The organism is Streptomyces sp. NPDC002851 (assembly GCF_053591935.1).
Genome location: NZ_JBSFUT010000001.1, coordinates 350,993 through 377,717, shown reverse-complemented (window position 1 = coordinate 377,717; position 26,725 = coordinate 350,993). Strand labels below are relative to the sequence as shown.

Genomic DNA, 26,725 nt, shown 5'->3' with positions numbered 1-26,725 from the left:
CGGACGGTCGCCGCGCCCGTTCGCGACGCGTGTGTCGCCCCGAAAAACGACGTCGCACCGACCACCTTGGGAAACACCGCGCCTCCACGCCACCGTGACCGCCGGGAGACCCCGTGAAACCTGACGACAGCACCGACGGGAACCCGCCCGCCGAATCGGACGTCCGTGCGTCCGACCTGCACGAGAAGGGCCTCCGGCATGGGGCCGTCGGACTACTGGCCAGTGTCGTCCTCAGCGTCTCCTCGGTCGCGCCGGTGTACGCGCTCACCGCGACCCTCGGCCCCACCGTGGGCGAGGTCGGCCTACGGATGCCGGCCGTGTTCCTGGCCGGCTTCGTCCCGATGTTCCTGGTCGCCTACGCCTACCGGGAGCTGAACCGGGCGATGCCGGACTGTGGCACGTCCTTCACCTGGACGGTCAAGGCGTTCGGCCCGCACATCGGCTGGATGTGCGGCTGGGGAGCGGTGGTGGCGACCATCATCGTGCTGTCCAACCTCGCCGGGGTCGCCGTCTCGTTTCTCTATCTGTTCCTGGCCGAGCTCTTCGACCGTCCCGATCTGGCGACCCTCGCCGACCACACCGCGATCAACGTACTGACCTGCCTGTTCTTCATCGCCCTCGCCACCCTGATCGCCTACCGGGGGGTCACGGTGACCAAGGAGGTGCAGTACGTCCTGGTAGGCGTCCAGATGGTGGTGCTTGCGGTGTTCACGGTGATGGCCCTGGTCAAGGCGGAGAGCGGCGACTCCGAGGTTGCCATCCCCTTCTCCTGGGAGTGGCTGGACCCGTTCGGAGTGGAGTCCTTCGGCGCCTTCACCGCCGGTATCTCACTCTCACTCTTCATCTACTGGGGCTGGGACACCTCACTGACGGTCAACGAGGAGACCAGCGGCAGCACGAGGACACCGGGCCGAGCGGCACTGCTCACCATGCTGGTGATCCTGACGACCTATCTGCTCGTCGCCGTCGCCGCCCAGCGCTTCGCGGGCATCGGCACCGAGGGGGTCGGCCTCGCCAATCCCGCCACCAGCGACAACGTCTTCGCCGCTCTGGCCCGTCCGGTCCTGGGCGGTGCGGCCATCACCCTGTTCCTCGCGGTACTGGCCAGCTCCGCGTCCAGCCTGCAGACCACCTTTCTGCCCTCGGCGAGGACCATGCTGGCCATGGGCTCCTACGACGCCGCCCCACGCCGCTTCGCCGCGGTGCACCCCCGCTTCCGCAGCCCCTCCTTCGCCACCCTGGTGGCGGGCGTCGGCACCAGCGTCTTCTATACCGTGATGACCCTGATCAGCGAGAACGTCCTCATCGACACCATCTTCGCGCTCGGCTTGATGATCAGCTTCTACTACGGCCTGACGTCCTTCGCCTGCGTCTGGTACTTCCGCAGGGAACTCACCGCCGGCGTCCGGGACTTCGTCTTCAAGGGACTCTTCCCCGGCATCGGCGGCGTGCTGATGACCCTGGTGTACGTCAACACCGCGGTGGACGCCTGGCAACCGGACTACGGCTTCGGCGGCTCGGTCTTCGGTGTCGGCACGGTCTTCCTGCTCGGCGTCGGCATGCTCGCCCTCGGAGTCGTCCTGATGTTCCTCCGGCAGCACCGCGCCCCCGCCTTCTTCCGAGGCGAAACCCTGCACCACCACACCCCACCACTCCGGAACACCGACCACCCCTGAACGCCCTGTACGCGTCCGTACCGGTGCTCCTTGGAAACATCCCAGTCCGACCAGGGCCCCGGGTCGGCCGGATCGACCTGGCCGTCGGGAATGTGCCGGATGACGGTGAGTTCCCCGGTGCCGGAGAACTCACCGCACATGCAAAGACTTGCGCGGCCATACACGTCGAGGATGAGGGAGACCACGACGATCAGGCCGGGAAACGCGTCTTATATGCCACTCCCACATTGAGGTGTGGGGTTCCCAGCGAATATCCGTCACGCTTTCCTGAACGGAGACCGACCGGCCAGAACACAGGCGGCGCGTGATCTCAGATCTTCGGGATCTTGGCGGGCGGGCATTCCCTTTGCCGCTGCCCGACGATGTCCCATGTGTTCATCACGGAAACACTGCCGTAGATGAGCTCGGTCGGGCGACCGCACACATTGACGTCGGGATTCTTGTTGATGAAGCCGAGACCGTAGGAAGGGTCGAGACCCGGCAGCAGGGCGACGCCGCCACCCTGTTGGGGGACGAGATACCACAGCAGGGCCTTCTTGTCGTTGCCTTCGACTTTCGTCGGGTCGACCCAGCGGATGCCATCGCCGACGTTGTCGGGGTTGACCGACATGTACAAAGCCGGTTCGGTCTCGTCCCTCGTTTCCAGGCTCTCGATGGAGTACAGGTTGTTGCCGGCGTGATTGGCGGCGACGTGCAGGCGGAAGAGATGCGCGTTGTCCGTGTTGTCCTTGAGCGGTTTGTTGACGACCTGGGCGTCACCCTGCTTCCTGACGTAGGTGCCGTTGAGTCGGTTCACGAACATCACCGACTCACCTCCGTATACCGAACTGGCAATGTCATCAAGCATGTTGGGCCACATGGCCATGCCTCGCTTTTCGCGCTGAGGGATTGAGTCGCCTCATGGAGGGGGCGGCCGGGCCCATCCGGTGGGCCCGCTTGCACCGATATGCCCACCCAACATTCGCCTAATTCAGTCATATGGATTGAACATTAGTGAAGAGTTGCATGCGCTACTTTGCGTGCCTCTACCGAGAGCGGGCGTACGCGGTCGTGCACCGTCTCCTCGGCCGTCCTCAATCGCCGGACCGGCTCTTTCTCGCCCTGCGCACGACCGCCTTCGCCACGTCCTTGGCGTTGTAATAAGCGTTCACGCCGTACGCCGTAACGCGCCCGCCCACGTGGCGCAGCCGCCCCGTCGGGCCCGCCCTGCACTCCAGGAGCTGCCGGAACAGTGCCTCGTACCGCGGGACGATCCGCGCCGGGTCGTAGCGGCTCCCCTTCTCCAGGGCGGCCCGGCCCATCCGCCTGCGCAGCTCCTCGTCGTCGATCAGCCGCAGCAGCGCATCCGCCAGGGCGTCCGGCTTGCGTCGCGGAACGAGCAGTCCGTCCACGCCGTGGTCGATGATCTCGCGCGGCCCGAGCGGGCAGTCGGTGCTCACCACCGGCAGGCCGACGCGCATCCCCTCGACGATGGTCATGCCGAAGGACTCCGTGTTGGAGGAGACGGCGAGCATGGAGCCCTTGGCCATCTCGGGTTCGATGGGCGCGACCGAGCCCATCAGGGTCACGCCGTCCTCGAGTTCCAGTCGCTTGACGAGCTTGGCCAGCTGGTCCCGCTGGGGTCCGAGGCCGTACAGCTTCAGCTCCCAGTCCGGCCGCTGGGCCCGTACTTTCGCGAAGGCCCGGATCAGGTCCGCGTACCGCTTCACGGGGGCGAGGCGGCCGACCGCGACCACGCATGTGGCGTCAAGGGTGCTGGGCGGAACCCCCGGATCCGGGATGCTGTTGGGGATCGCCTCGACGCGCACGCCCGGCAGCCGGAACTTGCGGCGGTAGCACGCCGCGTCGGCCTCCGTGACCGTGGTGATCGCGTCGAGCCGGGGGTATACGCGGCGCAGCTTGAGGTTCAGCCGGGTGGGGTGGACGTCGAGGGTGAGGTGTTCCTGGCCGATGCGGACCAGGCGGCGCGGGGCCGCGCGGGCGATGTGGACGTTGAGGCCGGGGCGGGTTCCGATCACGATCTCGCTGTCCAGGCGGGCGAGTTCGGCGGCGATCCGTTGGTCGGTCAGCTCGCTGTACTGGGTGTAGCGGCCGTCCTCGGGCGGGAAGACCTTCGAGGGCCGTTTGGCCAGGGGGAGGTTTCCCTCGTACGAATCGCTGTTCTTCCGCATGTCCACCAGGAAGCGCAGCCGTACCCGAGGGTCGAGAAGAAGCAGGGGCTCGGTCCGGTAGCGGAACACGGCGATGATCTCGACCTCGTGCCGCTCGGCAAGGGCGTTGGCCAGATTGAACGTGGAGCGAATGGTGCCGCCGATGCCGTCGGCGTGGTGGATCAGGAACGAAATGCGCATGGCCCCATGGTTCTGAGCGGGGTTCATAAAGCGAGCGTGACACGGTGCCCCAGGCCACAACAACCCGCAGGTGTTGCACCCCTGTGCCGCTCGCGTAGTCGCCTGCTACGCCGCACACTTGGGGCGGCAGGCGCACAGCGGAGGGGGACGTGTATGCGGATGCGGGACAGTCACCGGGGCGAGGCCGAGCGGCTCCTGGCGCGGGCCGTCGAGGAGGAGGTCAGGCGCTCCGGCGGCCGCACCGACGGGAACGTACTGCTCGGCCGGGCGCGCGGCGCCTTGGACGAGATGGCCCGGGCGGCGACCGAGGAGTACACGGCCTATCTGCGTGCTCTCGACGAGGCGGAGGCGGGCATCCGCACCTTCGGGGAGCGGCTGCGGGCCGACGGCCCGACTCCCGCCCTGGTGACCGCCGTCGCGGCACTCGCCGCCACCGTGGCCGACCTGGGGTTCGGCACCGGCGCCCCGACCGCGCTCGGCACCGGCGCGGCCGTCCTGACGGCGGGCGCGGTCGCCACGGTCGCCAAGGTGACCGCCGTGCACGTCCCGGCCGCGCACCGCCGCGCCGGGGCCCTGGGCCGCCCGGGCGGGCCCGAGCAGCTGCGGCTCCAGTGGCTGACCGCCCTCGAGGTACGGGGCATCCGCCCGTATCTGGACCAGCAGCGGCTGCTCACCGCGCGGAGCACCGGGACCGGGCGGGCGACGCGGCCGGTCCCGATGCGCGGCACCGACAAGAGCGCGGCGGCCCGGCGGCGCAGCGTCCTGGAGCGTTCCTTCGCCCAACTCCCGGAGGCCGAAGGGCCGTTCGCCGGGCGCCGGGCCGACCTCGCGCAGCTCACCCGGTGGGTGCACGCGGCCCGGGCCGCGACCGAGACCCGGCCGACGGTGGTGGTGCTGCACGGCGCGCCCGGCTCCGGCCGTACGACGCTCGCGGTGCGGGCGGCGCACGCGCTGCGGGACCAGTTCCGCGGCGCCTGCCTGGTGGATCTGCAGGGCAGCTCCGGGTCCGCCGCGCCCGTGTCGACCCGGCACGCCCTGCTTCACCTCCTGAACCGGCTCGGCGCGCCCCGCGAGCAGCTCCTCTTCCGTGAGCGCACCCCGCAGGAGCAGCAGGTGCGGCGGCTGACCGAGCTGTATCACCAGCATCTGACGGGCCTGCCGGTGACGGTCGTCCTGGACGACGCCGTCGACGCCGCGCAGGTGCGCACCCTGATCCCGGAGCGCTCCGACAGCCTGGTCCTGGTCACCGCGGAGCGCCCCCTCGACCTCGGCGACGACCTGCCCGCCTGGGTGCACCACCTGCCGGTCGAGCCCTTGGACGCGGCGGGCGCCGAGGAGCTGCTGCGGGCGGCCGCCGCGGATCCGGATCTGCCGTACGACGCCAAAGCGGCCGAAGAGATACGGGAGTTGTGCGGCGGGCTTCCACTGGCGCTGCGGGTCGCGGGCTCGGCCCTTTCTACGGAGCAGCCTGCTGCGACGGGGCAGGCGGCTGCGACGGGGCGGGCGCTCGCCGCCGACCTCGCCGCGTACAGCCCCGGGGCGGACGCGGACCCGGTGGAGCGGGTCCTGTGGCTGCGCTACACCGAACTCGCGGAGCCGGACCAGCGGCTCCTTCGGCGGCTCGCGCTCGCCGGGCGCGCCTCGCTGGGCGCGGCGGCCGCGGCAGCGCTGCTCGGCACCGACGCGCAGGAAGCGGAGCGGCAGCTGGCGGGGCTCGCCCGGGCCGGACTCGTCGACCACGTCCGCGGCACCCGCTACCGGCTGCACGACCTGGTCCGCCGCTTCGCCCGGGCCCGCCTCCTCGACGAGGAGGACCCGGCCGAGCGCACCGCCGCCCAGGAACGCCTCATCGTCTCCTACGCCGAGTTGGCCGACTCCGTGATCCGCCTGGTCGAGGGGAAGACCTCGACCCGCGCCGACCGGTTCGGGGCGCACGGCTTCACTTCGCTCGACGCGGCGCTGCGCTGGCTGGACGACGAGTCGAGCTTCATCACGGCGGCCCTGAAGCACGCGGAGGGCGTGGACCAACAGGCCGTACTGAACCTGCTCGGCGCGCTCTGCGACTACTGCCTGCTGCGCGGCGACCTCTACCGCCTGGGCGAGATCAGCGAGTTGACACAGGCCGTGGACCAGGGCCTGCTCGGCCGCTCGGTGCAGTGGCGTACCGGCATCGCGGCCCGCCAGCTCGGCGAGCTCGACAAGGCCCGTACGACCCTGTCCTCGGTGGTGGACCTGTACTTCGAGGCGCAGCACGAGGCGGGCGCCGCCCGCGCCCTGGGCTCGCTCGGCATCACGCTGCACCACCAGGGCCAGCTCGCCGAGGCCGCGGCGAAGCTGCGCGAGGCGCTGGACCTCCAGTCCGCGGCGGAACTGGCCGCCGACCGGGCGTGGACGCTGCACGCGCTCGCGGCCGTGGAGCGGGACCGGGCGCGGATCGCGGAGGCGCAGCGGCTGCTCGCCGAGGCGGTCGCGCTGCACGAGGAGAGCGAGTCGGTGCACGGCCAGGCGTGGGCGCACTTCCAGCTCGGCCAGGTCTGTCTGCGGCTCGGCGAGGTGGAGCGCGGGGAGCGGGAGTTGCGTACGGCGCTCGATCTGTACGGCCGCACCGGCGACCCGCGCGGCGCGGCCTGGGCGCTGACCCAGCTGGCCCGGGCGCGCCTGGTGGCCGGTGACCCGTCGGCGGCCGTGGACGCGCTGCGCCAGGCGGTCTCGCGACACCGCGACAACGAGGACGCGCGGGGCGAGGCGTGGAGCCTGTACTACCTCGGGCAGGCCCTGGAGGAGACCGGCAATCTCGACCAGGCGGTACGGGACCTGGAGCGGGCCCGCACGCTGTTCTCGCGGATGCGCGACGTGTACGGCCTGGCCTGCGCCCGGCACCATTCGGCGCGGGTCGCCCGGGATCTGCGCGCCGCCCAGACGGGGTCGCTGCGCAACTCGGGGTTCGCCCGGCAGCTCCTGGTGGACGCCCGGGCCGACTTCCGCCGGATCGGGGTGCCGCACGGCGAGGCGTGGACGTGTCTGGAGCTGGCGGTGGTGGACGCGGGGAACGCCCGCTGCGGTGCGGCGCTCACGCTCTGTGACGAGGCGACGGACCTGTTCTCCTCGTACGGCGACCGGCGCGGCGAGGACTGGGCCCGCTTCCTGCGCTGCACGCTCCTGCCGTACGCCTCACCGGGCGGCTCGGAGGTCGGCACGGCCGTCGCCCAGGAGGAACTGGCCCATCTCGCGGCAAGCGGCCACCCGGCCCGCGACAGCCGCCTCGGCGACATTCTGGAGGCGTACGCCCTGATCCTGGACCGCGGCATCGACCTGGACGCGGGCTGGCAGGCGTGGCGCCTGGGAATGGTCCCGAGGCGCCACGCGCGGGAGGTCATGGGCGTGCCGCAGTCGGGCTAGCCCTTCGGCTTCGCGTCCGCGTCCTTCGGCTTCGCGTCCGCCGCGTCGGAGTCCGTGCCGTCCTCAGCAGGCTCGGGCTCCCCGCCCTCGGGGGCCTCCTTGAAGTCCACCCGGGCCATGTGCCGGTTCATGGACTTCATCAGGAACCACACCCCCACCGCGAGGGCCGCAAAGACGATGAACCCGAGGACGCCGGGCGTCACCTTGTCCTTGTCCAGCTCCTTCGCCAGCGGTACGAGATGCGTCATGGCCAGATTGGCTGCGCTTGCGGTCATGTCAGGCATTGTCGCGGATGCCCGCGAAGAGGTCGTCCTCGGGGAGGGACGTATCGACGAGCGACTTCGCCAACTCGTACTCCTCGGTCGGCCAGACCTCCTTCTGGAGCTCCATCGGCACCCGGAACCACCCGCCGTCGGGGTCGATCTGCGTGCGGTGGGCGATCAGCGCCTTGTCGCGGACCTCGAAGAAGTCGGCGCACGGCACTTGCGTGGTCAGCGTCCGCTCGACCCGCTCGAACTCGGTCCAGCGCTTGAGCCACTCCCCGTACGGCGACTCCATGCCGCGGTCGAGCAGCGCCTGGTGCAGCGCCTCGGTGCGGGGACGGTTGAAGCCCTGGTTGTAGTAGAGCTTCAGCGGCTGGTAGACGGGCCCGAACTCGCTCTCGGGGTACTTCTCCGCGTCCGCCGCGCCATCGAAGGCCACCATCGTGATCTTGTGGGTCATGATGTGGTCGGGGTGCGGGTACCCGCCGTTCTCGTCGTACGTCGTGATGACCTGCGGGCGGAACGAGCGGATCTGCTTGACCAGCGCTCCGGCCGCCTTGTCCACGTCCTCGAGCGCGAAGCAGCCCTCGGGCAGCGGCGGCAGCGGGTCCCCCTCGGGCAGGCCGGAGTCGACGAAGCCGAGCCAGTCCTGCTTGACGCCCAGGATCTCGCGGGCCTCGTCCATCTCCTTGCGGCGTACCTCGTGGATGTTCTCCTCGATGTACTGATCGCCCTTGAGCCTGGGGTTGAGGATGGAGCCGCGCTCCCCGCCCGTGCAGGTCACGACGTGCACGTCCACCCCCTCGGACACGTACTTCGCCATGGTCGCCGCGCCCTTGCTCGACTCGTCGTCGGGGTGGGCATGCACGGCCATCAGTCGCAGCTGCTCAGTCAAGACTCGATCCTCAAGTAATCGCGGCGCCCCCGTGGGCAGCCCTCGGTGATTTTGCTAAGTGGTGCCGTCCCGTAGGGACGTCGTTCAGGGTGGTGGTCGGGAGACGGGCGGGCGGCTTCTATAGTGACCGAATCGGGGGCGGGATAATTCCCGGGTTCCCACACCGAGAGGACGATCATGAGTGCGGTGCGCGACGCCGGCACCGGCGCTTCCGCCGGGGGCGTGCCCGAGGGACGGTACGGCCGCTCCTCGGACGAGCGCGGCGACCGCCGTCTGAAGGCCGTCGGCGCGGTGCTCGGTGTGCTCTTTCTCGCCGTGGTCGGCTGGATCGGCTACGACTACATCGGCGCGAAGGCCGCGTTCAGCGGCGAGTTGATCACCTCGGACGTGGTGTCGGCCGAGAAGGCCGAGGCCCATCTGGAGATCCGTAAGGACGCGGCCGTGACGGGCGTGTGCACGGTGCGGGCGCTCGCCGAGAGCGGTGCCGAGGTGGGCCGCAAGGACTTCACCTTCGACCAGCGCGAGGCCGTGATCAAGGCCGATGTCTCGCTGCGGACGACGCAGCGCGCGACCGCCGTCGAGCTGGTCGGCTGCGACCGCCACTGACGTACGCCGGTCCGCGGCGCTCACCCGCCCGGGAACAACGTCCTCCCCCTTTTACGTCTGAATTGTTAGGCTCGTGGTTTCGCCCGTCCCTGAGGGAACAACCTTCTGGGTAGGGCGTGCTTTGTATTCCCAGTACCGACGAGGAGCACCTGTGACCCAGACCAGCGACAACGTCACCTGGCTGACCCAGGAGGCGTACGACCAGCTCAAGGCCGAGCTGGAGTATCTGTCTGGTCCCGCGCGCACCGAGATCGCCAAGAAGATCGCGGAGGCCCGCGAGGAGGGCGACCTGCGGGAGAACGGCGGGTATCACGCAGCCAAGGAGGAGCAGGGCAAGCAGGAGCTTCGCGTGCGCCAGCTCCAGCAGATGCTCGAGCACGCCAAGGTCGGCGAGGCGCCGACCGAGGAGGGCGTGGTCGCACCGGGAATGGTCGTGACGATCGCCTTCGACGGCGACAAGGACGACACCCTGACCTTCCTGCTCGCCTCCCGTGAGTACGCGTCGGCGGACATCGAGACGTACTCGCCGCAGTCCCCGCTCGGCTCCGGCGTGAGCGGCAAGAAGATCGGCGAGGAGGCCACGTACGAGCTGCCGAACGGCAAGTCGGCGATGGTCCAGATCCTCGAGGCCAAGCCGTACCAGAGCTGACGGCGCGCCCATCGACGACTGAGGCCCCCGGTTCCGCAGGTGCGGAGCCGGGGGCTTCGGTTTCGTACGGGTCAGGCGGTCGCGGAGCGGTACTTGCGGACCGCGAGAGTCCGGAAGACCACGATGATCACGACGGACCAGATGATCGAGGCGAGGATCGGGTGCTCCATCGGCCAGGCACCAGTGATCGACTTCGGCACGTTCGACATAGTGTTCCCGAAGAGCTCCCGGGCGCCCGCCACCGTGGCGCTGAAGGGGTTCCACTCGGCGACGTACTGCAGGAACGTCGGCATGCCCTTGACCGGTACGAAAGCGTTCGAGATGAACGTCAGCGGGAACAGCCAGATCAGGCCGCCGGAGGTCGCCGCCTCGGGCGTGCGCACCGAGAGGCCGATAAGCGCGCCGATCCACGAGAACGCGTAGCCGAGCAGGAGCAGCAGCAGGAATCCGAGGACCACCTTGCCGATGTTCTCGTGCGCCCGCCAGCCGACGATCAGGGCCACGCCCGCGAGCACCACGAGGGTCAGCGCGGTCTGTACCAGGTCAGCCAGGGTACGGCCGGTGAGAACCGCGCCACGGGCCATGGGTAGTGACCGGAAGCGGTCGATCAGACCCTTGTGCATGTCGTCGGCGATGCCCGCGCCCGCACCCGCGGTGGCGAAGGTAACGGTCTGCGCGAAGATGCCCGCCATCAGGAACTCTTTGTAGAGCTGCGGGCTGGTGGAGCCGCCGATGCTGATGGAGCCGCCGAACACGTACGTGAAGAGCACCACGAACATGATGGGCTGGATGAGCCCGAAGATCACCATCTCCGGGATCCGCATCATCCGGATCAGATTGCGTCGGGCAACGACCAGGGAGTCCCGGACGGACTGGCCGACGCCTCCCCCAGCCGCGGGTGCCGCGGGCCCGGGCTGCACGGTCTCGGTCACGGCACTCACTTCACGTCCTCCTTGATCGCACCGGCTGCTTCGGCGTCCGCCTCGCTCTGCTCGGCCGCATGCCCGGTCAGCGAGATGAACACGTCGTCGAGGGTCGGTCGGCGCAGCCCGATGTCGTCGATCTCCACGCCGCGGGCGTCGAGTTCGCGGATCACCTCGGCGAGCAGCTTGGCGCCGCCGGTGACGCCGACGGTGAGCTTGCGGGTGTGCTCCTCGACGCCGACCTCGCCCTTGCCGAAGCCGCCGAGTACCTCGCGGGCAGTCGCGATACGGTCGCGATCGTGCACGACGACCTCGACGCGCTCGCCGCCGGTGCGGGCCTTGAGCTGGTCCGAGGTGCCGCGGGCGATCACCCGGCCATGGTCGACGACGCAGATGTCATGCGCCAAGTGGTCTGCCTCTTCGAGGTATTGGGTGGTCAGGAGCAGCGTCGTACCGCCGCCGACGAGGTCCTGGATGACGTCCCACAGCGCTTGCCGGTTGCGCGGGTCGAGGCCAGTGGTCGGCTCGTCCATGAACATCACGGGCGGCTTGACGACCAGGGCCGCGGCCAGGTCGAGGCGGCGGCGCATGCCTCCCGAGTACGTCTTGGAGGGGCGGTCGGCCGCCTCGGCGAGGTTGAACCGGTCGAGCAGCTCGGCGGCCCGCTTCTTCGCGTCCCTGGCGCTCATCTGGTAGAGCTGGCCGACCATCTGCAGGTTCTCACGGCCCGTCAGATACTCGTCCACGGCGGCGAATTGGCCGGAGAGGCCGATGCTGCGCCGCACCTCGTTGGGGTGCTTCAGGACATCGATACCGGCCACCACCGCCCGGCCGCTGTCCGGCGTGAGCAGGGTGGTGAGACAGCGCACCGCGGTGGTCTTGCCCGCTCCGTTCGGACCGAGCAGGCCGAGGACGGTGCCTTCAGGGACATCGAGATCCACGCCGTCCAGAGCCTTGACGTCGCCGAAGTGCTTGACCAACCCTTCGGCATAGATGGCGCCTGGCATATGGGTTCCCCCAGTGGTCTTGGGTAAGTTCCTACGCAAATCTTAGGTATGCCGGACTTGTCCCGCCCGGCAGGGCCATTCGCAGTACCTCACTGTAACGCGATACATCGCGTCTTTCCAAGGGGTACTGCGTGAGATGCTGCGTACGCACGTAGCGCCGGGCAAAGCGATGGCACGAAAGGTCAGTCGCGCCATATCGCGAGCGATCAGGCCATCACGGTGTACCCGGCCCTGCGCAGCGCCGAAGCGACCTCCGCGCAGTGCTCCGGCCCCTTCGTCTCCAGATGCAGCTCGACCTCCGCCTCCGTGAGCCCGAGCCGTGGGTCGGTCCGGACGTGGCTCACGTCCAACACGTTGGCATCCACCACTGACAATTCGCCGAGGAGCGAAGCCAGGGCGCCCGGACGGTCGGTGAGACGCAGCCGCAGGGACAGATACCTGCCCGCCGCCGCCATCCCGTGGCGGAGGATCCGCTGCATCAGGAGCGGGTCCACGTTCCCCCCGGACAGCACCGCGACCACCGGCCCCTCGAACGACCCCGGGTCGCTGAGCAGCGCCGCCACCGGGCTGGCACCGGCGGGCTCCACCACGAGCTTGGCCCGCTCCAGGCAGAGCAACAGGGCGCTGGAGAGCGCGTCCTCGGAAACCGTACGGACCTCGTCGACCAGATCGCCAATGATTTTGAAGGGGACGTCGCCGGGGCGGCCCACCTTGATTCCGTCGGCCATCGTCGTCGGATTGTCGATCGCCACCGGGTGCCCCGCCGCCAGCGAGGGCGGGTACGCGGCCGCGCCCGCCGCCTGCACGCCGACCACCTTGACGTCCGGGCGCAGCGCCTTGACCACCACCGCGATCCCGGCCACGAGCCCGCCGCCACCGACGCCGACCACGACCGTCCGCACCTCGGGGCACTGTTCGAGCAGCTCGAGGCCCACCGTGCCCTGGCCCGCGATGATGTCCCGGTGGTCGAAGGGGTGGATGAACACGGCGCCCGTCTCGCGCGCGTACTCCTGCGCCGCGGCCAGGGTCTCGTCCACCACCTGCCCGTGCAGCCGCACCTCGGCGCCGTAGTCCCGGGTGGCCGCGACCTTCGGCAGCGGGGCTCCCTTGGGCATGAAGACCGTGGCACGCACCCCGAGCAGCGAGGAGGCGAGGGCGACGCCCTGCGCGTGGTTCCCGGCGCTGGCCGCGACCACCCCGGCCGCCCGCTGCTCGGCGCTCAGACCGGCGATCCTGACGTACGCGCCGCGCAGCTTGAAGGACCCGGTGCGCTGCAGGTTCTCGCACTTGAAGTGGACCGGCGCGCCCACCAGCTGGGACAGGTGCCGGCTGCCCTCCATGGCGGTCACCCGCGCCACCCCGGAGAGCATCTTCTGCGCGCCGCGCACGTCGTCGAGCGTCACCGTCGGCAAGGATCCAGCCGTGCTGTAGGTCATGCCGCAAGTCTCGCAGTACGGGCCCGGCGGGGCTCGGTCAGCCCTGGAGCGGGCCTGGACGGAGCCCGGGCCGGGTCTGGACGGAACCCGGAGCGGGCCTGGGCGGAGCCCTGGCCGGGTCTGGACTGGCCCTTGATTGCGCAGCGCCGGGTACGCCTCGGCCCGGGGCCGCGTACTCTGTCCCCCAACCCACCGACCACGCATGAAGTGAGCCCCCGGCCATGCCCACACATTCGGACATGACGACCGACAGCGCGCCCGCCGACCAGAGTGCCCCGAGTCTGCTCGAGCAGCTCCAGCACGAGGTCGCGGTCTTCGCCCGCCGCGCGGAGCAGACCCGCCTCGGCGGCGTCGGCCAGGCGCGCAACTCCATGGACCGCGCCGCGTATCTGTTGCTCAACCGCCTCGACAAGGAAGGCCCGATGGGCGTCAAGGCGCTGGCCGCGAGCATGGGCATCGACTCGTCCACGGTCACCCGGCAGGTCGCGCCGCTCGTCGAGTCCGGCCTGGTCAAGCGCACCTCGCACCCGGACGACGGCCGCGCCGTGGTGCTCCAGCTGTCGCCGCGCGGAAAGGCCCGCCTGGACGAAGTGCGCGCCTCGCGGCGCGAGTTGATGGCCCAGCTGACGGAGAACTGGGAACCGGAGGAGCGCGAGGCCTTCTGCACACTCCTCACGCGCTTCAATGCCGCCCTCTCGGCCCGCCAGGCGGGGATCACCGGGCCCGCGGAGGACATTCCGCCCGCGAACTCGTAGCAGCCCGGGTCCGGGAGCCAGGGCCCGCGAGCCAGGGCTCCCGTAGGGGTCCAGGGCGCCGGAGATCCCGCAAGATCCCTGGGAACCGATGTTCCCCCATGCCCTTGACCGTAGGCCCGTCCTGGCCTGATATGTGAGCTGGGTCCCCGTCCTACGGGAGGCACAGTGCGCGAGCGGTCGACGGTTCAGCAGGTGCGCCGGGCCCGGGAGTTCGAGTCCTTCGTGGCGGGCGCGGCGGGGCGGCTGCTGCATGCCGCGACGCTGCTCACCGGCGAGCCGCCCGGGGACAATCCCCGCGCCCGCCGACTCCTGACCGCCGCGCTCGCCCGGACGTACGCTTCCTGGGACCAGCTGCGCGGCGAGGACCCGTACGACCGCACCCGCCAGGAGCTCGCGGCCCGCTTCGCCCGCGCGGCCTGGCGCTCACACAGGGGCCGGGGAAGGGGCCGGAGGGGAAGGGGCAGGGGCCGGGGCGGCGATGGCGTCATTTCCCGGCTCTCTCCGCAGGAGCGACTGATTCTGGTGCTCCGGGTGCATGAAGGCGTGGCCGAGGAACAGACCGCGGCGCAGCTCGGCCTGCCCGTGGAACGGGTCCGGGCGATCTGCGCCCGCGCGACGGCCGCGGCGCTCAGCGCGCCGCGCGGTGGGGACGCCGCCCCGGCGGTGGAGGCGGTCTCCCCATGAACCCGCCGAGGGTCCCGTTGAACCCGCCGAGGATCCCGTCATGACCCCGTCCGAGCGCGCTCAGGCCCGGGTCCGGGAGCTGCTCGACGGTCCGCTGCCCGCCGTGCCCGCGGAGCTGTGCGCGGAGGCGGTACGGCGCGGGGCACGGATCGCACGGCGCCGTACCGCGCTGCGGCGGCTGCTGTGGGCGGTGCTGTTCGGGGGCGTGGTGGCCTTCGCGGTATGGGCGTCGGTGGCCCAACCGTGGGCGCCGCCACCGGCGGAGACGACGCCGCCGCTGGACGGTTGGTGAGTGGGGTACGGATGCCACGGAGATACGGACGCCACGGAGATACGGAGGTACGGAGCACGGAAGGGATCAACTCCCGTACCCGGCCCCGTACCCCCATCCGTACCCCTAGAGGAACCGTCAGCTAAAGGAACCGTCAGCCGAGCGCCTGCCGCAGGTCCGCGATTAGGTCGTCCGCCGATTCGATGCCTACAGAGAGACGGACGAGATCGGCGGGGACCTCCAGGGCCGAGCCCGCCGCGGAGGCGTGCGTCATCCGGCCCGGGTGCTCGATCAGCGACTCGACGCCGCCCAGGGACTCGCCGAGCGTGAAGACCCGGGCCCGGTTGCAGACCTCGACGGCCGCCTCCTCGCCGCCCTCGACGCGGAACGACACCATGCCGCCGTACGCCCGCATCTGCTTGGCGGCGACCTCGTGCCCGGGGTGGTCGGCCAGGCCCGGGTAGAGCACCTGCCGCACGCGCGCGTGGGCACCGAGCATCTCCGCGATCCGGGTCGCGTTCTCGCTGTGCCGGTCCATCCGTACCGCCAGGGTCTTGATGCCGCGCAGGACCAGCCAGGCGTCGAAGGGCCCTGCCACGGCGCCCATCGCGTTCTGGTGGTACGCCAACTCCGCGCCGAGGTCCGGGTCGTTGACGACGAGGGCGCCGCCGACGACGTCCGAGTGGCCGCCCATGTACTTGGTGGTGGAGTGCACCACCACGTCGGCGCCGAGCGCGAGCGGCTGCTGCAGGTAGGGGCTGGCGAAGGTGTTGTCGACGACCAGCTTCACCCCGGCCGAGCGGGCCACGGCGGCGAGCGCCGCGATGTCGCTGATGCCGAGCAGCGGGTTGGAGGGGGTCTCCACCCAGATCGCCTTCGTACGGTCGGTCAGCGCGGCCCGCACCGCGTCCGGGTCGCTGGTGTCGGCGACCGAGAAGGAGACGCCCCAGCGCGAGACGACCTTGTCGAAGAGCCGGAACGTGCCGCCGTACGCGTCGTTCGGGATCACTACGTGATCCCCGGGGACGAGCAGCGTCCGCAGCAGGCAGTCCTCGGCGGCGAGCCCGGAGGCGAACGCGAGCCCGCGCCGCCCGCCCTCGAGCGCGGCCAGATTCTCCTCCAGGGCGGTCCGGGTCGGATTGGCGCTGCGGCTGTACTCGTAGCCGCCGCGCAGCCCGCCCACGCCGTCCTGCTTGTACGTCGACACCTGGTAGATGGGCGGGACGACGGCGCCGGTCAGCGGGTCGGCGGTGTTGCCCGCGTGGATGGCGACGGTCTCGAAGCCGCGCTGTTCGCGCTGCTCATCGCCGCTCTCGCTCTCACTGTGACTGCTGCTGTTCCACTCGCTCATGGGGCGAGCGTAACCGCGCGGGGACATGGGATCCGTCGCTGATCCGGAACTTGATCCGGAACTTGATCCGGAACTTGGTTCGCGCTTTGTCACAGGCGTCTGGTTCGCTTGGAGGCATGGAGATTCTCTGGGCCCTGATGGCACTGGTCATGTTGGGGGCGGTGCTCGGTCCGATCCTGCGGCGCAGGCGCGGCGGCATCCGCCTCACGGTTCCCGGCGCACCCGACGCCGCGGACCCGGCGAATTACGGCTTCCTGCCCCAGGAAGAGCTCGACATCCGGATGCCGGGCCCCGACCAGGACCTCATGGACGTCCTGGACGTGGTGCAGAGCACCCAGGACTGGAAGTACGCGGCGCAGCTGCTCGCCGGCACCGAGAAGGAGAGCGAGGTGCGCTGGCAGCGCGTGCAGGCCTTCGCCGGCGCGGCATCGCTCGAGCTCGCGCAGCGCCCCGGCGAGGATTTCGGCACCCCCGGAGGGCAGTGGCTGCGGGCGTGGCGGGCCGAGGCGCCGAAGGACCCGGGCGGCGCGGCGGTGCACGCGGAGTTCCTGGTGCAGCAGGCGTTCCGCACGGCGACGCCGGGCACGGACGAGTACCGCATCATCCTGGAGGAGGCCAAGGCCGCCTGCGCGGAAGCGGCTCTCCTGGCACCCGGGGACCCGATCCCGTACATCATCGAACTGGCCGTGGCCCGCGGACTGGCGTACTCCCGCGAGGAGTTCGACCAGGTATGGCTGAAGATCCTGGACCGCGCGCCGCAGCACATGGGGGCGCACCTGGCGGCGCTGCACTACGCGAGCGACAAGTGGCACGGCTCGCGCGAGCAGGCGTACGAGTTCGCCGAGGCCGCGGCCGCGCGCGCCCCGCAGGGTTCCCTGCTCGCCGCGCTCCCGCTCTTCGCGGTCTACGACCACCTGCCGGAGGTGAACCTGGTGAGCGGGTTCTGGCAGAGCGAGGTGGTGCTCAAGGCCGTGGAGGGCGCGCAGTTCGCGGTGCACTCGGCCCGCTCGGACGACCCGATGCAGGCCCACGTCCGGCACCTGCTGGTCTTCTTCCTGGTCAGCTCGGAGCGCTGGGGCGAGGCCATGCACCACCTGGTGGCGGTCGACGGCCACGTGGGCGCCCTGCCGTGGACGCTGTCCCCGGACCCGGCGGCGGAGTACACGATATTCCGCAACCTGGCGGTCGGCGGCTACGAGGCCAACGGCGGCAGCCCGGCAACGCTGCCGCACTAGGAATCTCCGGACGCCGAGGAACGTTGACGAACTGAAGCTCTCCACACTCCCGCCCCACCCCGCCCGAGGAGGCCCGATGCTCTACGGCCGTACGCCCGTCCTGCCGGCGCCCGAGGAGGCCCTGTCCGGCCGCCCCGAGCCGGCCTTCACGGTCCCGGAGCGCCACACGGTCCTCGGCAACCCGCTCCTCGGCCCCTACCCCGAGGGCCTCGAGATCGCCGATTTCGGACTCGGCTGCTTCTGGGGCGCGGAACGCAAGTTCTGGCAGACGCCAGGGGTCTGGACGACCCTGGTCGGCTACCAGGGCGGCTTCACGCCCCACCCGACATACGAAGAGGTCTGCTCGGGCCTGACCGGCCACACGGAGGCGGTCCGCGTCGTCTTCGACCCGTCAACGGTCTCGTACGCGACCCTCCTGAAGCTCTTCTGGGAGTCCCACAACCCCACCCAGGGCTTCCGCCAGGGCAACGACGTAGGCACCCAGTACCGCTCAGCCATCTACACCCACACCCCCACCCAGGCCGCGGCGGCCGAGGCCTCCCGAGACGCCTACCAAAAGGTCCTGACGTCCTCCGGCTACGGCACGATCACCACAGAACTCCTCCCGGCAGAAGGCCGCCCGTTCTACCCGGCGGAGGCGTACCACCAGCAGTACTTGGACAAGAACCCCGCGGGGTACTGCGGGATCGGGGGGACGGGCGTTACCTGTCCGATCGGTGTCGCGCAGGCTGACGGGTGAGCGGTGGGGTCACCCCGGTACTGCTGGCGAGGCTGTGGCAGGCACGGCGCCCGTCGGGTCCTCCCCTCGCCCACACGTTCCGCAGTACGTACGCGGACCGCTGGGTGCGCTTCCACAGCCTCCCCGACTCGAAGCGCTACCCCGAGTCCGAGGACGAGTACGCGATCGTGCTGGACAGGTACAACACGGTCCTCGACGAACTGTTCGCGGGCACGGACGTGTTCGTGGTGACCATGGACTGGTCGGACACACCGACCGGGCCCGCGTGCTACCCGACGCCACGAGAAACACTGCACCCGGACGGCACCCGCTGGTGGACCGAGTCCGAGCAGGACGATCCCGACCCGGAGTTCCACACCCACACACGTCTGTACGCCGACCGGCGCCCGTGGGAACGCGGCTGCGGCGATGAACTGCTGCGCGCCGTCGCGGACGAGGCGCTCGTCGAAGTGTTCTGCACCGATACGGAACTTCGACGCATCCACCATCCATATGACGGCGGCGCAGACGTCATCCTCGCCACGCCTGAGGAGCGGGACCGACTGCACGGCCAGTACACCGACTGGCTCTCCAGCCACCCGGCCTGCCTCTGACAGAAAAGCGGGTACGAAAATCAGTGGCTGCCTGAACCGGCCGCCCCCCACGCTGTACGCCATGGAACAACCGCAACGCGGGATCCGTGCGGCTTATACGGACTCCACGGTCACCGTCTACCAGGCGTACTCCCCGGAAATCGGCCTGCCCGCCGTCCACGAGGGCCGTTTTCCCACCGCGTGGAAGCGCGACAGGATGACGTGGATCAAGCCGTCGTTCCTGTGGATGATGTACCGGTGCGGCTGGGCCGCCAAGGCGGGGCAGGAAATCGTCCTGGCTGTCGAGATCAACCGTGACGGCTTCGAGTGGGCGCTGCAGCACGCGTGTCTGTCGAGCTATGTGCGCGGGATACACCCCGACCGAGCAAGCTGGCAGCGTCAGTTGAAGCGTGCGCCCGCTCGCGTGCAGTGGGACCCCGAGCGGGACCTGCACCTACAGCCCCTGCCCTACCGATCCCTGCAACTCGGCCTCTCCGGTGAGGCGGCACGACGCTACGCGGACGAATGGACGGTCGCCATCCGCGACGTGACTCCACTCGCCCACGAGGTGCACGCCCTCGTCGGCAGTGGTGACCTGGACTCCGCGACCCGACTGCTGCCGCAGGAACGCCCCTATCCCGTGGGAGACGAACTCCTTGCCCACCTGCGCGGATGACGGCCTACTTCACGCGGCAAGCCGACTGCGGGCCCGGTGAGCGGCCCCGAAGCGGCTGTCTCAGGCCGGGTCGGTGGCGAAGAGTTCCAGGTGGCCGCACTTGGGGCAGCGGTGGGCGTCGATCTGGCGGCGGGGCGGCCCAGGCGGCGGGCGCCGCCGAGCGGGCCGCGTTCCAGGGCTCCGGCTATCCAGCGGGAGAAGCCCCGGGCGCCTTGGCCCAGATCCTCGATGAAGCCCGGCTCGAGGCCGACGGTGCCGCACTGGGCGCACGTGAGAGAGGTCATCGAGGGAGTTTATGTCCGGGGTCCCGGGGCCTGGCCGTCACGGTCGTAGCGCCGCCGAAGGGCCGTCGTGGTGTTTTCCTCAGGCCCCGGCCCCGCTGCCGTAAGGCCGCGTGAGGATTTCCATGGCGTGGCCGTTGGGGTCGCGGAAGTAGGTGCCGCGACCGCCGTCGTTCGTGTTGATCTCGCCCTTGTGCTGGAAGGCCGGGTCGGCGTAGTAGTCGACGCCCGCGGCCTGGATGCGGGCGAAGATCTCGGTGAATTCGTCCTCCGAGACGAGGAAGGCGTAGTGCTGTGGGGTGATCGGCTGCCCGCCCGTCTCGAGGTAGTCGAGCGTGACGCCGTTGTCGGTCTCGACCGGGATGAACGGGCCGTACGGCGGGCCGACTTCGAGACCGAGGAGGTCCGCGAGGAACTCGGCGGAAGCCTTCTTGTCGTGGGCGTTGACGATGGTGTGGTTCAGGTCGATGGGCATGACTTCACGTTATGGCGGGGTCACGGAACGCACCATCGGTAATCCGGCTTAGGGCCCCGGGCCCAGGCCCCCCATGCCCGGCCCGGGGTCCCCCGGCGGTCACGCTCGCTCAGATCGTCGCCGTGTCGATCACGAAGCGGTAGCGGACGTCACTCGCGAGGACGCGCTCGTATGCCTCGTTGATCTGGTCGCCGGAGATCAGCTCGATCTCCGCGCCGAAGCCGTGCCCCGCGCAGAAGTCGAGCATCTCCTGGGTCTCCGCGATGCCGCCGATCATCGAACCGGCCAGGACCTTGTTGCCGCCGATGAGCGAGAACATGTTGAGGGAGTTGGGCTCCTCGGGTGCGCCCACGTTCACGAAGGCGCCGTTGACCTTGAGCAGGCTCATGTAGGCGTCCATGTCGAGCGGCGCCGACACCGTGGAGACGATCAGGTCGAAGGTGCCCGCCAGCTTCTCGAAGGTCTCCGGGTCGCTGGTCGCGTAGTAGTGGTCGGCGCCCAGGCGCAGGCCGTCGTCCTTCTTGCGCAGCGACTGCGAGAGCACGGTCACCTCGGCGCCGAGGGCGTGGGCGATCTTCACGCCCATGTGGCCGAGGCCGCCGAGGCCGAGGATCGCGACCTTCTTGCCGGGGCCCGCGTTCCAGTGCCGCAGCGGCGAGTAGAGCGTGATCCCGGCGCACAGCAGCGGGGCCGCGACGTCGAGGGCGAGGCCCTCGGGGATGCGTACGGCGTAGTTCTCGTCGACGACGAGGTGGGTGGAGTAGCCGCCGTAGGTGGGCTCGCCGTTCTTGTCGAGCGCGTTGTACGTGCCGGTCATGCCCTTGACGCAGTGCTGCTCCTGGCCCTGCTTGCAGTACGCGCACTCGCGGCAGGAGTCGACGAAGCAGCCGACGCCCACCCGGTCGCCTGCCTGGTACTTGGTGACGCCCGGGCCGACCTCGCTGACCACACCGGCGATCTCGTGCCCCGGCACCATCGGGAAGATGCCCTCGCCCCAGCCGTCGCGGGCCTGGTGGATGTCCGAGTGGCAGATGCCCGCGTACTTGATGTCGATCAGGATGTCGAACTCGCCGACCGGGCGGCGCGGCACGGTGGTGCGCTCCAGCGGGGCCTTGGGGGCGGGCGCGGCGTAGGCGGCGACGGTGCGGGAGTTACCCGGGTTAGCGGTGGTACGAGAGTCAGTTGCTGCGGTTGTCATGGCTGAAAGCGTGCCGCAGCTCGGCGCCGCCACCCAGACCTCCGTTGTGCCTACGACCGGCGTTCCTACCCATGGCGTTCCTACCACTGGCAAGGTCAGGATCACCGGCGTACCGGCGAAACCGTGGCGCGATACTGGGGCCATGGAGCCCATGGACGGTCAGTCGGCGGAAGCCCAGCTCAGCGAGTTCCTGCGGTCCCGCAGGGCGCGCCTCAAGCCCGCGGACGTAGGACTGCCCGACTACGGGCGGCACCGCCGGGTGCCGGGGCTGCGGCGCGAGGAGCTGGCCCAGCTGGCCGGGGTCTCGGTGGCGTACTACACCCGGCTCGAACAGGGCCAGGGCCGCAATGTGTCCGCGGAGGTGCTCGACGCCATCGCCCGGGCGCTGCGCCTGACCGACACCGAGCACGCGCATCTGACGCACCTCGCGCACCCGAAGCAGGCCAAGAAGCGGAAGCGGTTCGGCGACGGCTGCGGGCCCCAGCCCCAGCGGGTGCGGGTGCAGCTGCAGCAGCTGATCGACGCGATGGACGGTGTTCCGGCGTACATCGTGGGGCGGCGGCTCGATGTGCTCGCCCAGAACCGGCTGGCCCGCGCGCTCTTCGGCGATCTCGCGGCCGTGGCCCCGGCCGACCGCAATCTGGCCCGGTACACCTTCCTCGACCCGGCCGCCCGGGACTTCCATGTCGAATGGGAGGACAAGGCCAGGGAGGTCGTGAGCCTGCTGCGCCTTGAGGCGGGCTTCTGCCCGGACGACCCGCAGCTGTCCGCGCTCGTCGGTGAGCTCTCCGTCAAGAGCGAGGACTTCCGCCGTCTCTGGGCCGCGCACACCGTGGCGCAGAAGGGCCACGGCACCAAGCGGATCCGGCACCCGGAGGTGGGCGAGCTGACGCTGGCGTACGAGACGCTGACGCTGCCCGACACGCACGACCAGTCCCTGGTGGCCTTCCACGCGGAGCCCGGCTCACCGTCGGAGGAGTCGCTGCGGCTGCTCGCCTCGTGGTCGGCGCCGACGCGCGAGGGCGCCGCCACCCGCTCCCGTACGGAATCCCGTACGGAATCCCGTACGGAGGCGGACGACGGCGCCCGTTAGCGCGTAAGCAGCCGGGGCCGGGCCGAGGCCCGTGGATCAGACCGCGGAACCGGCCTTCCACTCCGTCCAGCTCATGTTCCAGCCGTTGAGGCCGTTGTCCGGCTGGATCTGCTTGTCCGGGGAGTTCTGCACGACCACGACGTCACCGACCATCGAGTTCTCGTAGAACCAGGCACCCGGCTTGCCCTTGTCGTCCGCACCCTTGGCGTCCTCGAGGCCCACGCAGCCGTGGCTGGTGTTGGCCGAGCCGAAGATCGACTTGGCGCCCCAGTAGTTGCCGTGAATGAAGGTGCCGGAGCTGGACAGGCGCATGGCGTGCGGCACGTCCTTGATGTCGTACTCGCCCTTGCCGTCGTCGTCCGTGAAGCCGACCGTCGCACCGTTCATCCGGGTCTCCTTGAACATCTCGGAGATCACCATCTGGCCGTTGTACGTCGGGTTCTCCGGGGAGCCCGCGGAGATCGGGATGGTCTTGACCGTCTTGCCGTCCCGCGTGACCTTCATGGTCTTGGTCTTCACGTCGACCGTGGAGACCTGGTTGCGGCCGATCTGGAAGCTGACGGTCTTCTGCTGCACGCCGTAGACGCCCTCGGCGCCCTCCACGCCGTCGAGGTTCAGCTTCAGCGTGACGGTCGAACCGGCCTTCCAGTACTCCTCGGGGCGGAAGTCCAGGCGGTTGTTGCCGAACCAGTGGCCGACGACCTCCTGGCCGCTGCTGGAGGAGACGGTGATGCCCTTCTGGACGGCCGTCTTGTTGGTGATCCCCTTGTCGAAGTTGATCGACACGGGCATGCCGACACCGACGGTCTTGCCCTCGTCGGGCGTGTACGTACCGATGAAGCTGTTCGAGGGCGAGACGGTGGTGAACTTGGCGTTCTCGTGCGCCTTGCGGCCCTCGGAGTCCTTGGCCTCCGCCTGCACCTTGTACGAGGTCGCGCGCTCCAGCTGGGCGTCGGGCTTCCAGCTCATCTTGTCGGCCGCGAGCGTGCCGGGCACCTCGGTGCCCTCCGCGGTCTTCATGGAGACCTCGGTCAGGGTGCCGTGGGTGACGGTGACCCGCGCGGCGTTGTTGATGCTGGCCCGCTGCTCACCGTTCTTCGGCGTGATCTTTATTCGGGCCTTCGACGTCTCCTTGGCGGCCGCCTCGTCCGCCTGGTTCTGCTGCTTCTTGCCGGTGCCGCCCCCCTCGTCGCCGCCCTCGCCGCCGGTGCAGGCCGAGAGCACCAGGACGCCGCCGAGCAGCGCGGACAGGGCCGCCAAGCCCCGGCGCTGCTTACTGACCGTTATCACACGCTTCTCCATAGTCGCCGAATCCCCGTCGCTTCCCGCCGATGCCCGGCGATTCCCGGTTCCCGCTTCCCGATCCCTGGTTCCCGAATCCCGGTTCCCGTCGAATCGTCGAATCGTCGGATCCGTCGAATCCCGTCACCGAGCCCGATGCCCCCGCATCCCCTACACCCCGCCCCCTTAAAGAACCCCCATAGCGGTTCACCCGGTTCCATATCCGGGCCAGATGTGGGGAAGGCCACGCCGCCCCGCCGTCCGCGCACCGTCCGTCGCTGTCCGTCCTCGTGCGGTGCCGCCGTAGCCGGGCTTCGTACGGTATCCGGAGCGCGAGAACCCCGGGCGGCCGAGCCGTCCGGGGTTCCGGGGTCCGCGGGTACTGAGGTTACGCCCCGCTGCTGAGCGGCTGATAGGAGCCGTCCTCCTCCCATACGTCGTCCGGGTCCGCCGGGTCCGCGCCTTGGTCTTCGTCCTGGTCCTCGTCCTCGTCCCAGGCGTCGTCCTCGTCGGCCAGGCCGCCGTCGGCGGGCTCGCTGCTCCACGAGGCCTGGGTGAGCTCCACGCCGGGCACATCGGCGACGAGGTCGACCGGGTCGACGAGATACGCCAGGGCTTCCGCCGCGTCGTCCCGCACGGCGTCGGCGGCGTGGCCGCGCTCCTCGTCGGGCAGGGCGTCGTCGGCGGCGATCAGGTCGAGCGCGGCGCCGGTCAGGGCGGCGGAGTCCGTGACGTCCAGGACCAGTTCCACGCGCATTCGTACGTAACGGGATGTCTCAGGAGTGCTCATATGACGGAGCGTAAGGCGCAGCCCGCCCCCGCCTTTCCCGCGACCCGCGGCTTTCACTAGCATCGAGTCACACCTGCTCCCACCTGCTCACACGGCCAAGTCGCCAGCACCACAAGGGGGATCGATCCCGTGTCGCCCGCACGTCGTCCGCTGCTCACCGCCACAGCCGCCGCCTCCGTCCTCGGCGCCCTGTGGTTCGTCCCCTCCGCGAACGCGACGGACGACCGTTCCGAAGCGGCGAAGCGGGCGGCCGAGCATCAGGCGAGGTCCGGTAAGGGGGCACAGGACGTGCGGCTCGCGGAGACGGGCGCGGTGAGTACGACCCCGTACCTGGTCGGCGGCTCCCTCTTCCTGGCGGCCGGGGCGGGGTGCGTGGCGTACTCGATGCGGCGGGGGGCCACCGCGTAGGCAGCCCCCCGCCTCGCGCTGCTTACTCCAGCGGCCCGGTGACCGCCTCCACGGCCTCGACCAGCGCTCCACTCCGTACGAACTCCTCTGCCGCCGCAAGATCCGGCGAGAGGAAGCGGTCGGGTCCGGGCCCCCCGACGCCCGCGGCGCGCGCGGCGTCGATCACGGCGCGGGAGGCGGGCGCGGCCACCAGCCCCTCGCCCTCGCGGAGCGAGATCGCACGGGCCGCCGCGTACAGCTCGACGGCCACGATCCGCGCCAGGTTGTCCACGGCCGTACGCAGCTTGCGCGCCGCCGACCAGCCCATGGAGACGTGGTCCTCCTGCATCGCGGAGGACGGGATGGAGTCAGCCGAGGCCGGTACGGCGAGCCGCTTGAGCTCACTCACCAGCGCGGCCTGGGTGTACTGGGCGATCATCAGGCCCGAGTCGACGCCCGCGTCGTCCGCGAGGAACGGCGGCAGGCCGTGCGAGCGGTTCTTGTCGAGCAGCCGGTCGGTGCGGCGCTCGGCGATCGAGCCGAGGTCGGCCGCGGCGACGGCGAGGAAGTCCAGGACGTACGCGACCGGGGCGCCGTGGAAGTTGCCATTGGACTCGACCCGGCCGTCGGGCAGGACCACGGGATTGTCGACGGCGGCGGCCAACTCCCGCTCCGCGACGGTACGGGCGTGCGCGATGGTGTCCCGGCCCGCGCCCGCGACCTGCGGCGCGCACCGCACCGAGTAGGCGTCCTGGACCCGCGGCGCCTCGTCCTGGTGGTGGCCGGTGAGGCCCGAACCGGCCAGCACCTTCAGCATGTTGGCGGCCGCGGCGGCCTGACCCGGGTGCGGGCGGATGGCGTGCAGCTCGGCCGCGAGCACCTTGTCGGTGCCGAGCAGGGCTTCGAGGGAGAGCGCGGCGGTGACGTCGGCGCTCTGGTACAGCCGGTCCAGATCGGCAAGGGCCATGATCAGCATGCCGAGCATGCCGTCGGTGCCGTTGAGCAGCGCGAGGCCCTCCTTCTCGCGCAATTCGACGGGCTTGATGCCGTGCGCGGCGAGGAGTTCACCGGCCGGTCGTACGGTCCCGTTCCGGTCCTCGGCCTCGCCCTCCCCCATGAGTGTCAGGGCACAGTGCGAGAGCGGCGCGAGGTCGCCGGAGCAGCCGAGCGAACCGTACTCGTGGACGACCGGCGTGATCCCGGCGTTGAGCAGATCCGCCATGGTCTGCGCGACCTCGGGACGTACGCCGGTGTGCCCGGAGCAGACGGTCTTCAGCCGCAGGAACATCAGCGCGCGCACGACCTCCCGCTCCACGCGCGGGCCCATCCCTGCGGCGTGCGAGCGGACGATGTTGCGCTGAAGCTGCGCGCGGAGGTCGGGGCTGATGTGCCGGGTGGCGAGGGCGCCGAACCCGGTCGAGACGCCGTAGACGGGGTCGGGTTTGGCGGCCAGCGCGTCGACGATCTCCCGTGCGGCGGCCAGCGCGGACCGCGCCTCGTCGGAGAGCTCGACCCGCGCGTTCCCCCGCGCCACGGCAATGACATCCGCCGCGGTCGCCCCACTCGAACCGAGGACCACGGTGTCCACGCAGCCCTCGCTGCCCACAGTGTGCATACTCATATTCAGCAGCGTACGGACTGAATCGACCGCTGTCACGGCCGGGGTCGGGCACTGTCACGGCCGGGGCCGAGGGCCGCCCGGTGAGCCCGGCAAGGAGGGCCCAGCCGGAAC

Annotated in this window: 26 protein-coding genes and 1 pseudogene; 13 read left to right on the top strand and 14 right to left on the bottom strand. The window is 70.3% G+C overall.

Annotated features, from left to right (window positions below):
• Nucleotides 1-113: 113 nt before the first annotated feature.
• Nucleotides 114-1,676: an APC family permease gene (locus ACWD10_RS01830; RefSeq protein ID WP_451085851.1), complete on the top strand. Its 1,563-nt coding sequence runs from the start codon at nt 114-116 to the stop codon at nt 1,674-1,676.
• A gap of 310 nt (nt 1,677-1,986) precedes the next feature.
• Here the strand turns inward: ACWD10_RS01830 and ACWD10_RS01825 are convergent, their stop codons facing one another.
• A complete protein-coding gene (locus tag ACWD10_RS01825; protein ID WP_451085849.1) occupies nt 1,987-2,481 on the bottom strand; it encodes a hypothetical protein in 495 nt (164 codons plus the stop codon).
• A gap of 268 nt (nt 2,482-2,749) precedes the next feature.
• Entirely contained in the window at nt 2,750-4,027 is a 1,278-nt protein-coding gene (locus ACWD10_RS01820) for a glycosyltransferase family 4 protein (RefSeq protein WP_451085847.1), read from the bottom strand.
• Nucleotides 4,028-4,186: 159 nt separating this feature from the next.
• On the opposite strand from ACWD10_RS01820, the gene ACWD10_RS01815 reads away from it, so the two are divergent.
• A complete protein-coding gene (locus ACWD10_RS01815; protein WP_451085845.1) occupies nt 4,187-7,426 on the top strand; it encodes a tetratricopeptide repeat protein in 3,240 nt (1,079 codons plus the stop codon).
• On the opposite strand, the gene ACWD10_RS01810 is transcribed toward ACWD10_RS01815, so the two are convergent.
• Both ACWD10_RS01810 and mca read right to left on the bottom strand, forming a co-directional pair.
• The gene (locus ACWD10_RS01810; protein ID WP_451085843.1) at nt 7,423-7,710 is read right to left on the bottom strand and encodes a hypothetical protein; all 288 of its coding nucleotides are present in this window, start codon (nt 7,708-7,710) and stop codon (nt 7,423-7,425) included. The genes ACWD10_RS01815 and ACWD10_RS01810 overlap by 4 nt on opposite strands.
• Nucleotides 7,703-8,584, bottom strand: coding sequence for a mycothiol conjugate amidase Mca (gene mca, locus ACWD10_RS01805; RefSeq protein ID WP_451085841.1), 882 nt, complete (start codon nt 8,582-8,584; stop codon nt 7,703-7,705). Before mca ends, ACWD10_RS01810 begins: the two co-directional genes overlap by 8 nt.
• A 177-nt stretch (nt 8,585-8,761) precedes the next feature.
• Between mca and ACWD10_RS01800 the strand changes: the two genes are divergently transcribed.
• Together ACWD10_RS01800 and greA are read left to right on the top strand one after the other, a co-directional pair.
• Nucleotides 8,762-9,190: a DUF4307 domain-containing protein gene (locus tag ACWD10_RS01800; RefSeq protein ID WP_451085839.1), complete on the top strand. Its 429-nt coding sequence runs from the start codon at nt 8,762-8,764 to the stop codon at nt 9,188-9,190.
• 151 nt (nt 9,191-9,341) lie between these two features.
• Complete coding sequence (gene greA, locus ACWD10_RS01795) at nt 9,342-9,839, top strand: transcription elongation factor GreA (protein WP_451085837.1); 498 nt, start codon at nt 9,342-9,344, stop codon at nt 9,837-9,839.
• A gap of 71 nt (nt 9,840-9,910) precedes the next feature.
• Here the strand turns inward: greA and ACWD10_RS01790 are convergent, their stop codons facing one another.
• The 3 genes from ACWD10_RS01790 to ilvA all read right to left on the bottom strand — a co-directional run bounded on the left by ACWD10_RS01790 (nt 9,911) and on the right by ilvA (nt 13,205).
• Entirely contained in the window at nt 9,911-10,780 is an 870-nt protein-coding gene (locus tag ACWD10_RS01790) for an ABC transporter permease (RefSeq protein WP_451085835.1), read from the bottom strand.
• The gene (locus ACWD10_RS01785) at nt 10,777-11,769 is read right to left on the bottom strand and encodes an ATP-binding cassette domain-containing protein (protein ID WP_451085833.1); all 993 of its coding nucleotides are present in this window, start codon (nt 11,767-11,769) and stop codon (nt 10,777-10,779) included. Before ACWD10_RS01785 ends, ACWD10_RS01790 begins: the two co-directional genes overlap by 4 nt.
• Nucleotides 11,770-11,975: 206 nt before the next feature.
• Nucleotides 11,976-13,205, bottom strand: coding sequence for a threonine ammonia-lyase (gene ilvA, locus ACWD10_RS01780; protein WP_451085831.1), 1,230 nt, complete (start codon nt 13,203-13,205; stop codon nt 11,976-11,978).
• Between the two features lie 221 nt (nt 13,206-13,426).
• On the opposite strand from ilvA, the gene ACWD10_RS01775 reads away from it, so the two are divergent.
• From ACWD10_RS01775 to ACWD10_RS01765, 3 genes are all read left to right on the top strand, one after another.
• Entirely contained in the window at nt 13,427-13,960 is a 534-nt protein-coding gene (locus ACWD10_RS01775) for a MarR family winged helix-turn-helix transcriptional regulator (RefSeq protein ID WP_451085829.1), read from the top strand.
• 165 nt (nt 13,961-14,125) lie between these two features.
• Nucleotides 14,126-14,644 carry a sigma factor-like helix-turn-helix DNA-binding protein gene (locus ACWD10_RS01770; RefSeq protein WP_451085827.1) on the top strand — a complete coding sequence of 173 codons (519 nt, stop codon included), beginning with the start codon at nt 14,126-14,128 and terminating at the stop codon, nt 14,642-14,644.
• A gap of 40 nt (nt 14,645-14,684) precedes the next feature.
• Complete coding sequence (locus ACWD10_RS01765; protein WP_451085825.1) at nt 14,685-14,936, top strand: hypothetical protein; 252 nt, start codon at nt 14,685-14,687, stop codon at nt 14,934-14,936.
• A 133-nt stretch (nt 14,937-15,069) separates the two neighbouring features.
• Here the strand turns inward: ACWD10_RS01765 and ACWD10_RS01760 are convergent, their stop codons facing one another.
• Nucleotides 15,070-16,266: a cystathionine gamma-synthase gene (locus ACWD10_RS01760; protein ID WP_451085823.1), complete on the bottom strand. Its 1,197-nt coding sequence runs from the start codon at nt 16,264-16,266 to the stop codon at nt 15,070-15,072.
• A 116-nt stretch (nt 16,267-16,382) separates the two neighbouring features.
• Between ACWD10_RS01760 and ACWD10_RS01755 the strand changes: the two genes are divergently transcribed.
• From ACWD10_RS01755 to ACWD10_RS01740, 4 genes are all read left to right on the top strand, one after another.
• A complete protein-coding gene (locus ACWD10_RS01755; protein WP_451085821.1) occupies nt 16,383-17,501 on the top strand; it encodes a hypothetical protein in 1,119 nt (372 codons plus the stop codon).
• Between the two features lie 76 nt (nt 17,502-17,577).
• A complete protein-coding gene (gene msrA, locus ACWD10_RS01750; RefSeq protein WP_451085819.1) occupies nt 17,578-18,240 on the top strand; it encodes a peptide-methionine (S)-S-oxide reductase MsrA in 663 nt (220 codons plus the stop codon).
• Nucleotides 18,237-18,833 carry a DUF3885 domain-containing protein gene (locus tag ACWD10_RS01745; RefSeq protein WP_451085817.1) on the top strand — a complete coding sequence of 199 codons (597 nt, stop codon included), beginning with the start codon at nt 18,237-18,239 and terminating at the stop codon, nt 18,831-18,833. Before msrA ends, ACWD10_RS01745 begins: the two co-directional genes overlap by 4 nt.
• A gap of 61 nt (nt 18,834-18,894) precedes the next feature.
• Nucleotides 18,895-19,488: a DUF4291 domain-containing protein gene (locus tag ACWD10_RS01740; protein WP_451085815.1), complete on the top strand. Its 594-nt coding sequence runs from the start codon at nt 18,895-18,897 to the stop codon at nt 19,486-19,488.
• A 60-nt stretch (nt 19,489-19,548) separates the two neighbouring features.
• On the opposite strand, the pseudogene ACWD10_RS01735 reads toward ACWD10_RS01740, so the two are convergent.
• The 3 genes and pseudogenes from ACWD10_RS01735 to ACWD10_RS01725 all read right to left on the bottom strand — a co-directional run bounded on the left by ACWD10_RS01735 (nt 19,549) and on the right by ACWD10_RS01725 (nt 21,442).
• Nucleotides 19,549-19,772 (bottom strand): annotated as a pseudogene (locus ACWD10_RS01735) (hypothetical protein).
• A gap of 79 nt (nt 19,773-19,851) precedes the next feature.
• Nucleotides 19,852-20,244 carry a VOC family protein gene (locus ACWD10_RS01730; protein ID WP_451085813.1) on the bottom strand — a complete coding sequence of 131 codons (393 nt, stop codon included), beginning with the start codon at nt 20,242-20,244 and terminating at the stop codon, nt 19,852-19,854.
• A 109-nt stretch (nt 20,245-20,353) separates the two neighbouring features.
• A complete protein-coding gene (locus ACWD10_RS01725) occupies nt 20,354-21,442 on the bottom strand; it encodes an NAD(P)-dependent alcohol dehydrogenase (RefSeq protein WP_451085811.1) in 1,089 nt (362 codons plus the stop codon).
• A gap of 142 nt (nt 21,443-21,584) precedes the next feature.
• Between ACWD10_RS01725 and ACWD10_RS01720 the strand changes: the two genes are divergently transcribed.
• Nucleotides 21,585-22,535, top strand: a complete 951-nt coding sequence (locus tag ACWD10_RS01720) for a helix-turn-helix domain-containing protein (protein WP_451085809.1) — start codon at nt 21,585-21,587, stop codon at nt 22,533-22,535.
• A 36-nt stretch (nt 22,536-22,571) separates the two neighbouring features.
• Here the strand turns inward: ACWD10_RS01720 and ACWD10_RS01715 are convergent, their stop codons facing one another.
• Entirely contained in the window at nt 22,572-23,837 is a 1,266-nt protein-coding gene (locus tag ACWD10_RS01715) for a L,D-transpeptidase (RefSeq protein ID WP_451085807.1), read from the bottom strand.
• A gap of 367 nt (nt 23,838-24,204) precedes the next feature.
• A complete protein-coding gene (locus tag ACWD10_RS01710) occupies nt 24,205-24,606 on the bottom strand; it encodes a hypothetical protein (RefSeq protein ID WP_451085805.1) in 402 nt (133 codons plus the stop codon).
• Nucleotides 24,607-24,735: 129 nt separating this feature from the next.
• Here ACWD10_RS01710 and ACWD10_RS01705 point away from each other — a divergent pair, with 129 nt between their 5' ends.
• Nucleotides 24,736-25,014, top strand: coding sequence for an LAETG motif-containing sortase-dependent surface protein (locus ACWD10_RS01705; protein ID WP_451085803.1), 279 nt, complete (start codon nt 24,736-24,738; stop codon nt 25,012-25,014).
• 22 nt (nt 25,015-25,036) lie between these two features.
• Here ACWD10_RS01705 and hutH read toward each other — a convergent pair whose 3' ends face one another.
• Nucleotides 25,037-26,581: a histidine ammonia-lyase gene (gene hutH, locus ACWD10_RS01700; RefSeq protein ID WP_451085899.1), complete on the bottom strand. Its 1,545-nt coding sequence runs from the start codon at nt 26,579-26,581 to the stop codon at nt 25,037-25,039.
• Nucleotides 26,582-26,725: the final 144 nt, after the last annotated feature.

What these genes read in the sequence shown, in the direction of transcription:
- ACWD10_RS01820 (WP_451085847.1), bottom strand. Translation starts at nt 4,027, where the DNA reads ATGCGCATTTCGTTCCTGATCCACCACGCCGACGGCATCGGCGGCACC.
- ACWD10_RS01815 (WP_451085845.1), top strand. Translation starts at nt 4,187, where the DNA reads ATGCGGGACAGTCACCGGGGCGAGGCCGAGCGGCTCCTGGCGCGGGCC.
- ACWD10_RS01810 (WP_451085843.1), bottom strand. Translation starts at nt 7,710, where the DNA reads ATGCCTGACATGACCGCAAGCGCAGCCAATCTGGCCATGACGCATCTC.
- ACWD10_RS01800 (WP_451085839.1), top strand. Translation starts at nt 8,762, where the DNA reads ATGAGTGCGGTGCGCGACGCCGGCACCGGCGCTTCCGCCGGGGGCGTG.
- ACWD10_RS01785 (WP_451085833.1), bottom strand. Translation starts at nt 11,769, where the DNA reads ATGCCAGGCGCCATCTATGCCGAAGGGTTGGTCAAGCACTTCGGCGAC.
- ilvA (WP_451085831.1), bottom strand. Translation starts at nt 13,205, where the DNA reads ATGACCTACAGCACGGCTGGATCCTTGCCGACGGTGACGCTCGACGAC.
- ACWD10_RS01775 (WP_451085829.1), top strand. Translation starts at nt 13,427, where the DNA reads ATGCCCACACATTCGGACATGACGACCGACAGCGCGCCCGCCGACCAG.
- ACWD10_RS01765 (WP_451085825.1), top strand. Translation starts at nt 14,685, where the DNA reads ATGACCCCGTCCGAGCGCGCTCAGGCCCGGGTCCGGGAGCTGCTCGAC.
- ACWD10_RS01760 (WP_451085823.1), bottom strand. Translation starts at nt 16,266, where the DNA reads ATGAGCGAGTGGAACAGCAGCAGTCACAGTGAGAGCGAGAGCGGCGAT.
- ACWD10_RS01755 (WP_451085821.1), top strand. Translation starts at nt 16,383, where the DNA reads ATGGAGATTCTCTGGGCCCTGATGGCACTGGTCATGTTGGGGGCGGTG.
- msrA (WP_451085819.1), top strand. Translation starts at nt 17,578, where the DNA reads ATGCTCTACGGCCGTACGCCCGTCCTGCCGGCGCCCGAGGAGGCCCTG.
- ACWD10_RS01740 (WP_451085815.1), top strand. Translation starts at nt 18,895, where the DNA reads ATGGAACAACCGCAACGCGGGATCCGTGCGGCTTATACGGACTCCACG.
- ACWD10_RS01730 (WP_451085813.1), bottom strand. Translation starts at nt 20,244, where the DNA reads ATGCCCATCGACCTGAACCACACCATCGTCAACGCCCACGACAAGAAG.
- ACWD10_RS01725 (WP_451085811.1), bottom strand. Translation starts at nt 21,442, where the DNA reads ATGACAACCGCAGCAACTGACTCTCGTACCACCGCTAACCCGGGTAAC.
- ACWD10_RS01720 (WP_451085809.1), top strand. Translation starts at nt 21,585, where the DNA reads ATGGAGCCCATGGACGGTCAGTCGGCGGAAGCCCAGCTCAGCGAGTTC.
- ACWD10_RS01715 (WP_451085807.1), bottom strand. Translation starts at nt 23,837, where the DNA reads ATGGAGAAGCGTGTGATAACGGTCAGTAAGCAGCGCCGGGGCTTGGCG.
- ACWD10_RS01710 (WP_451085805.1), bottom strand. Translation starts at nt 24,606, where the DNA reads ATGAGCACTCCTGAGACATCCCGTTACGTACGAATGCGCGTGGAACTG.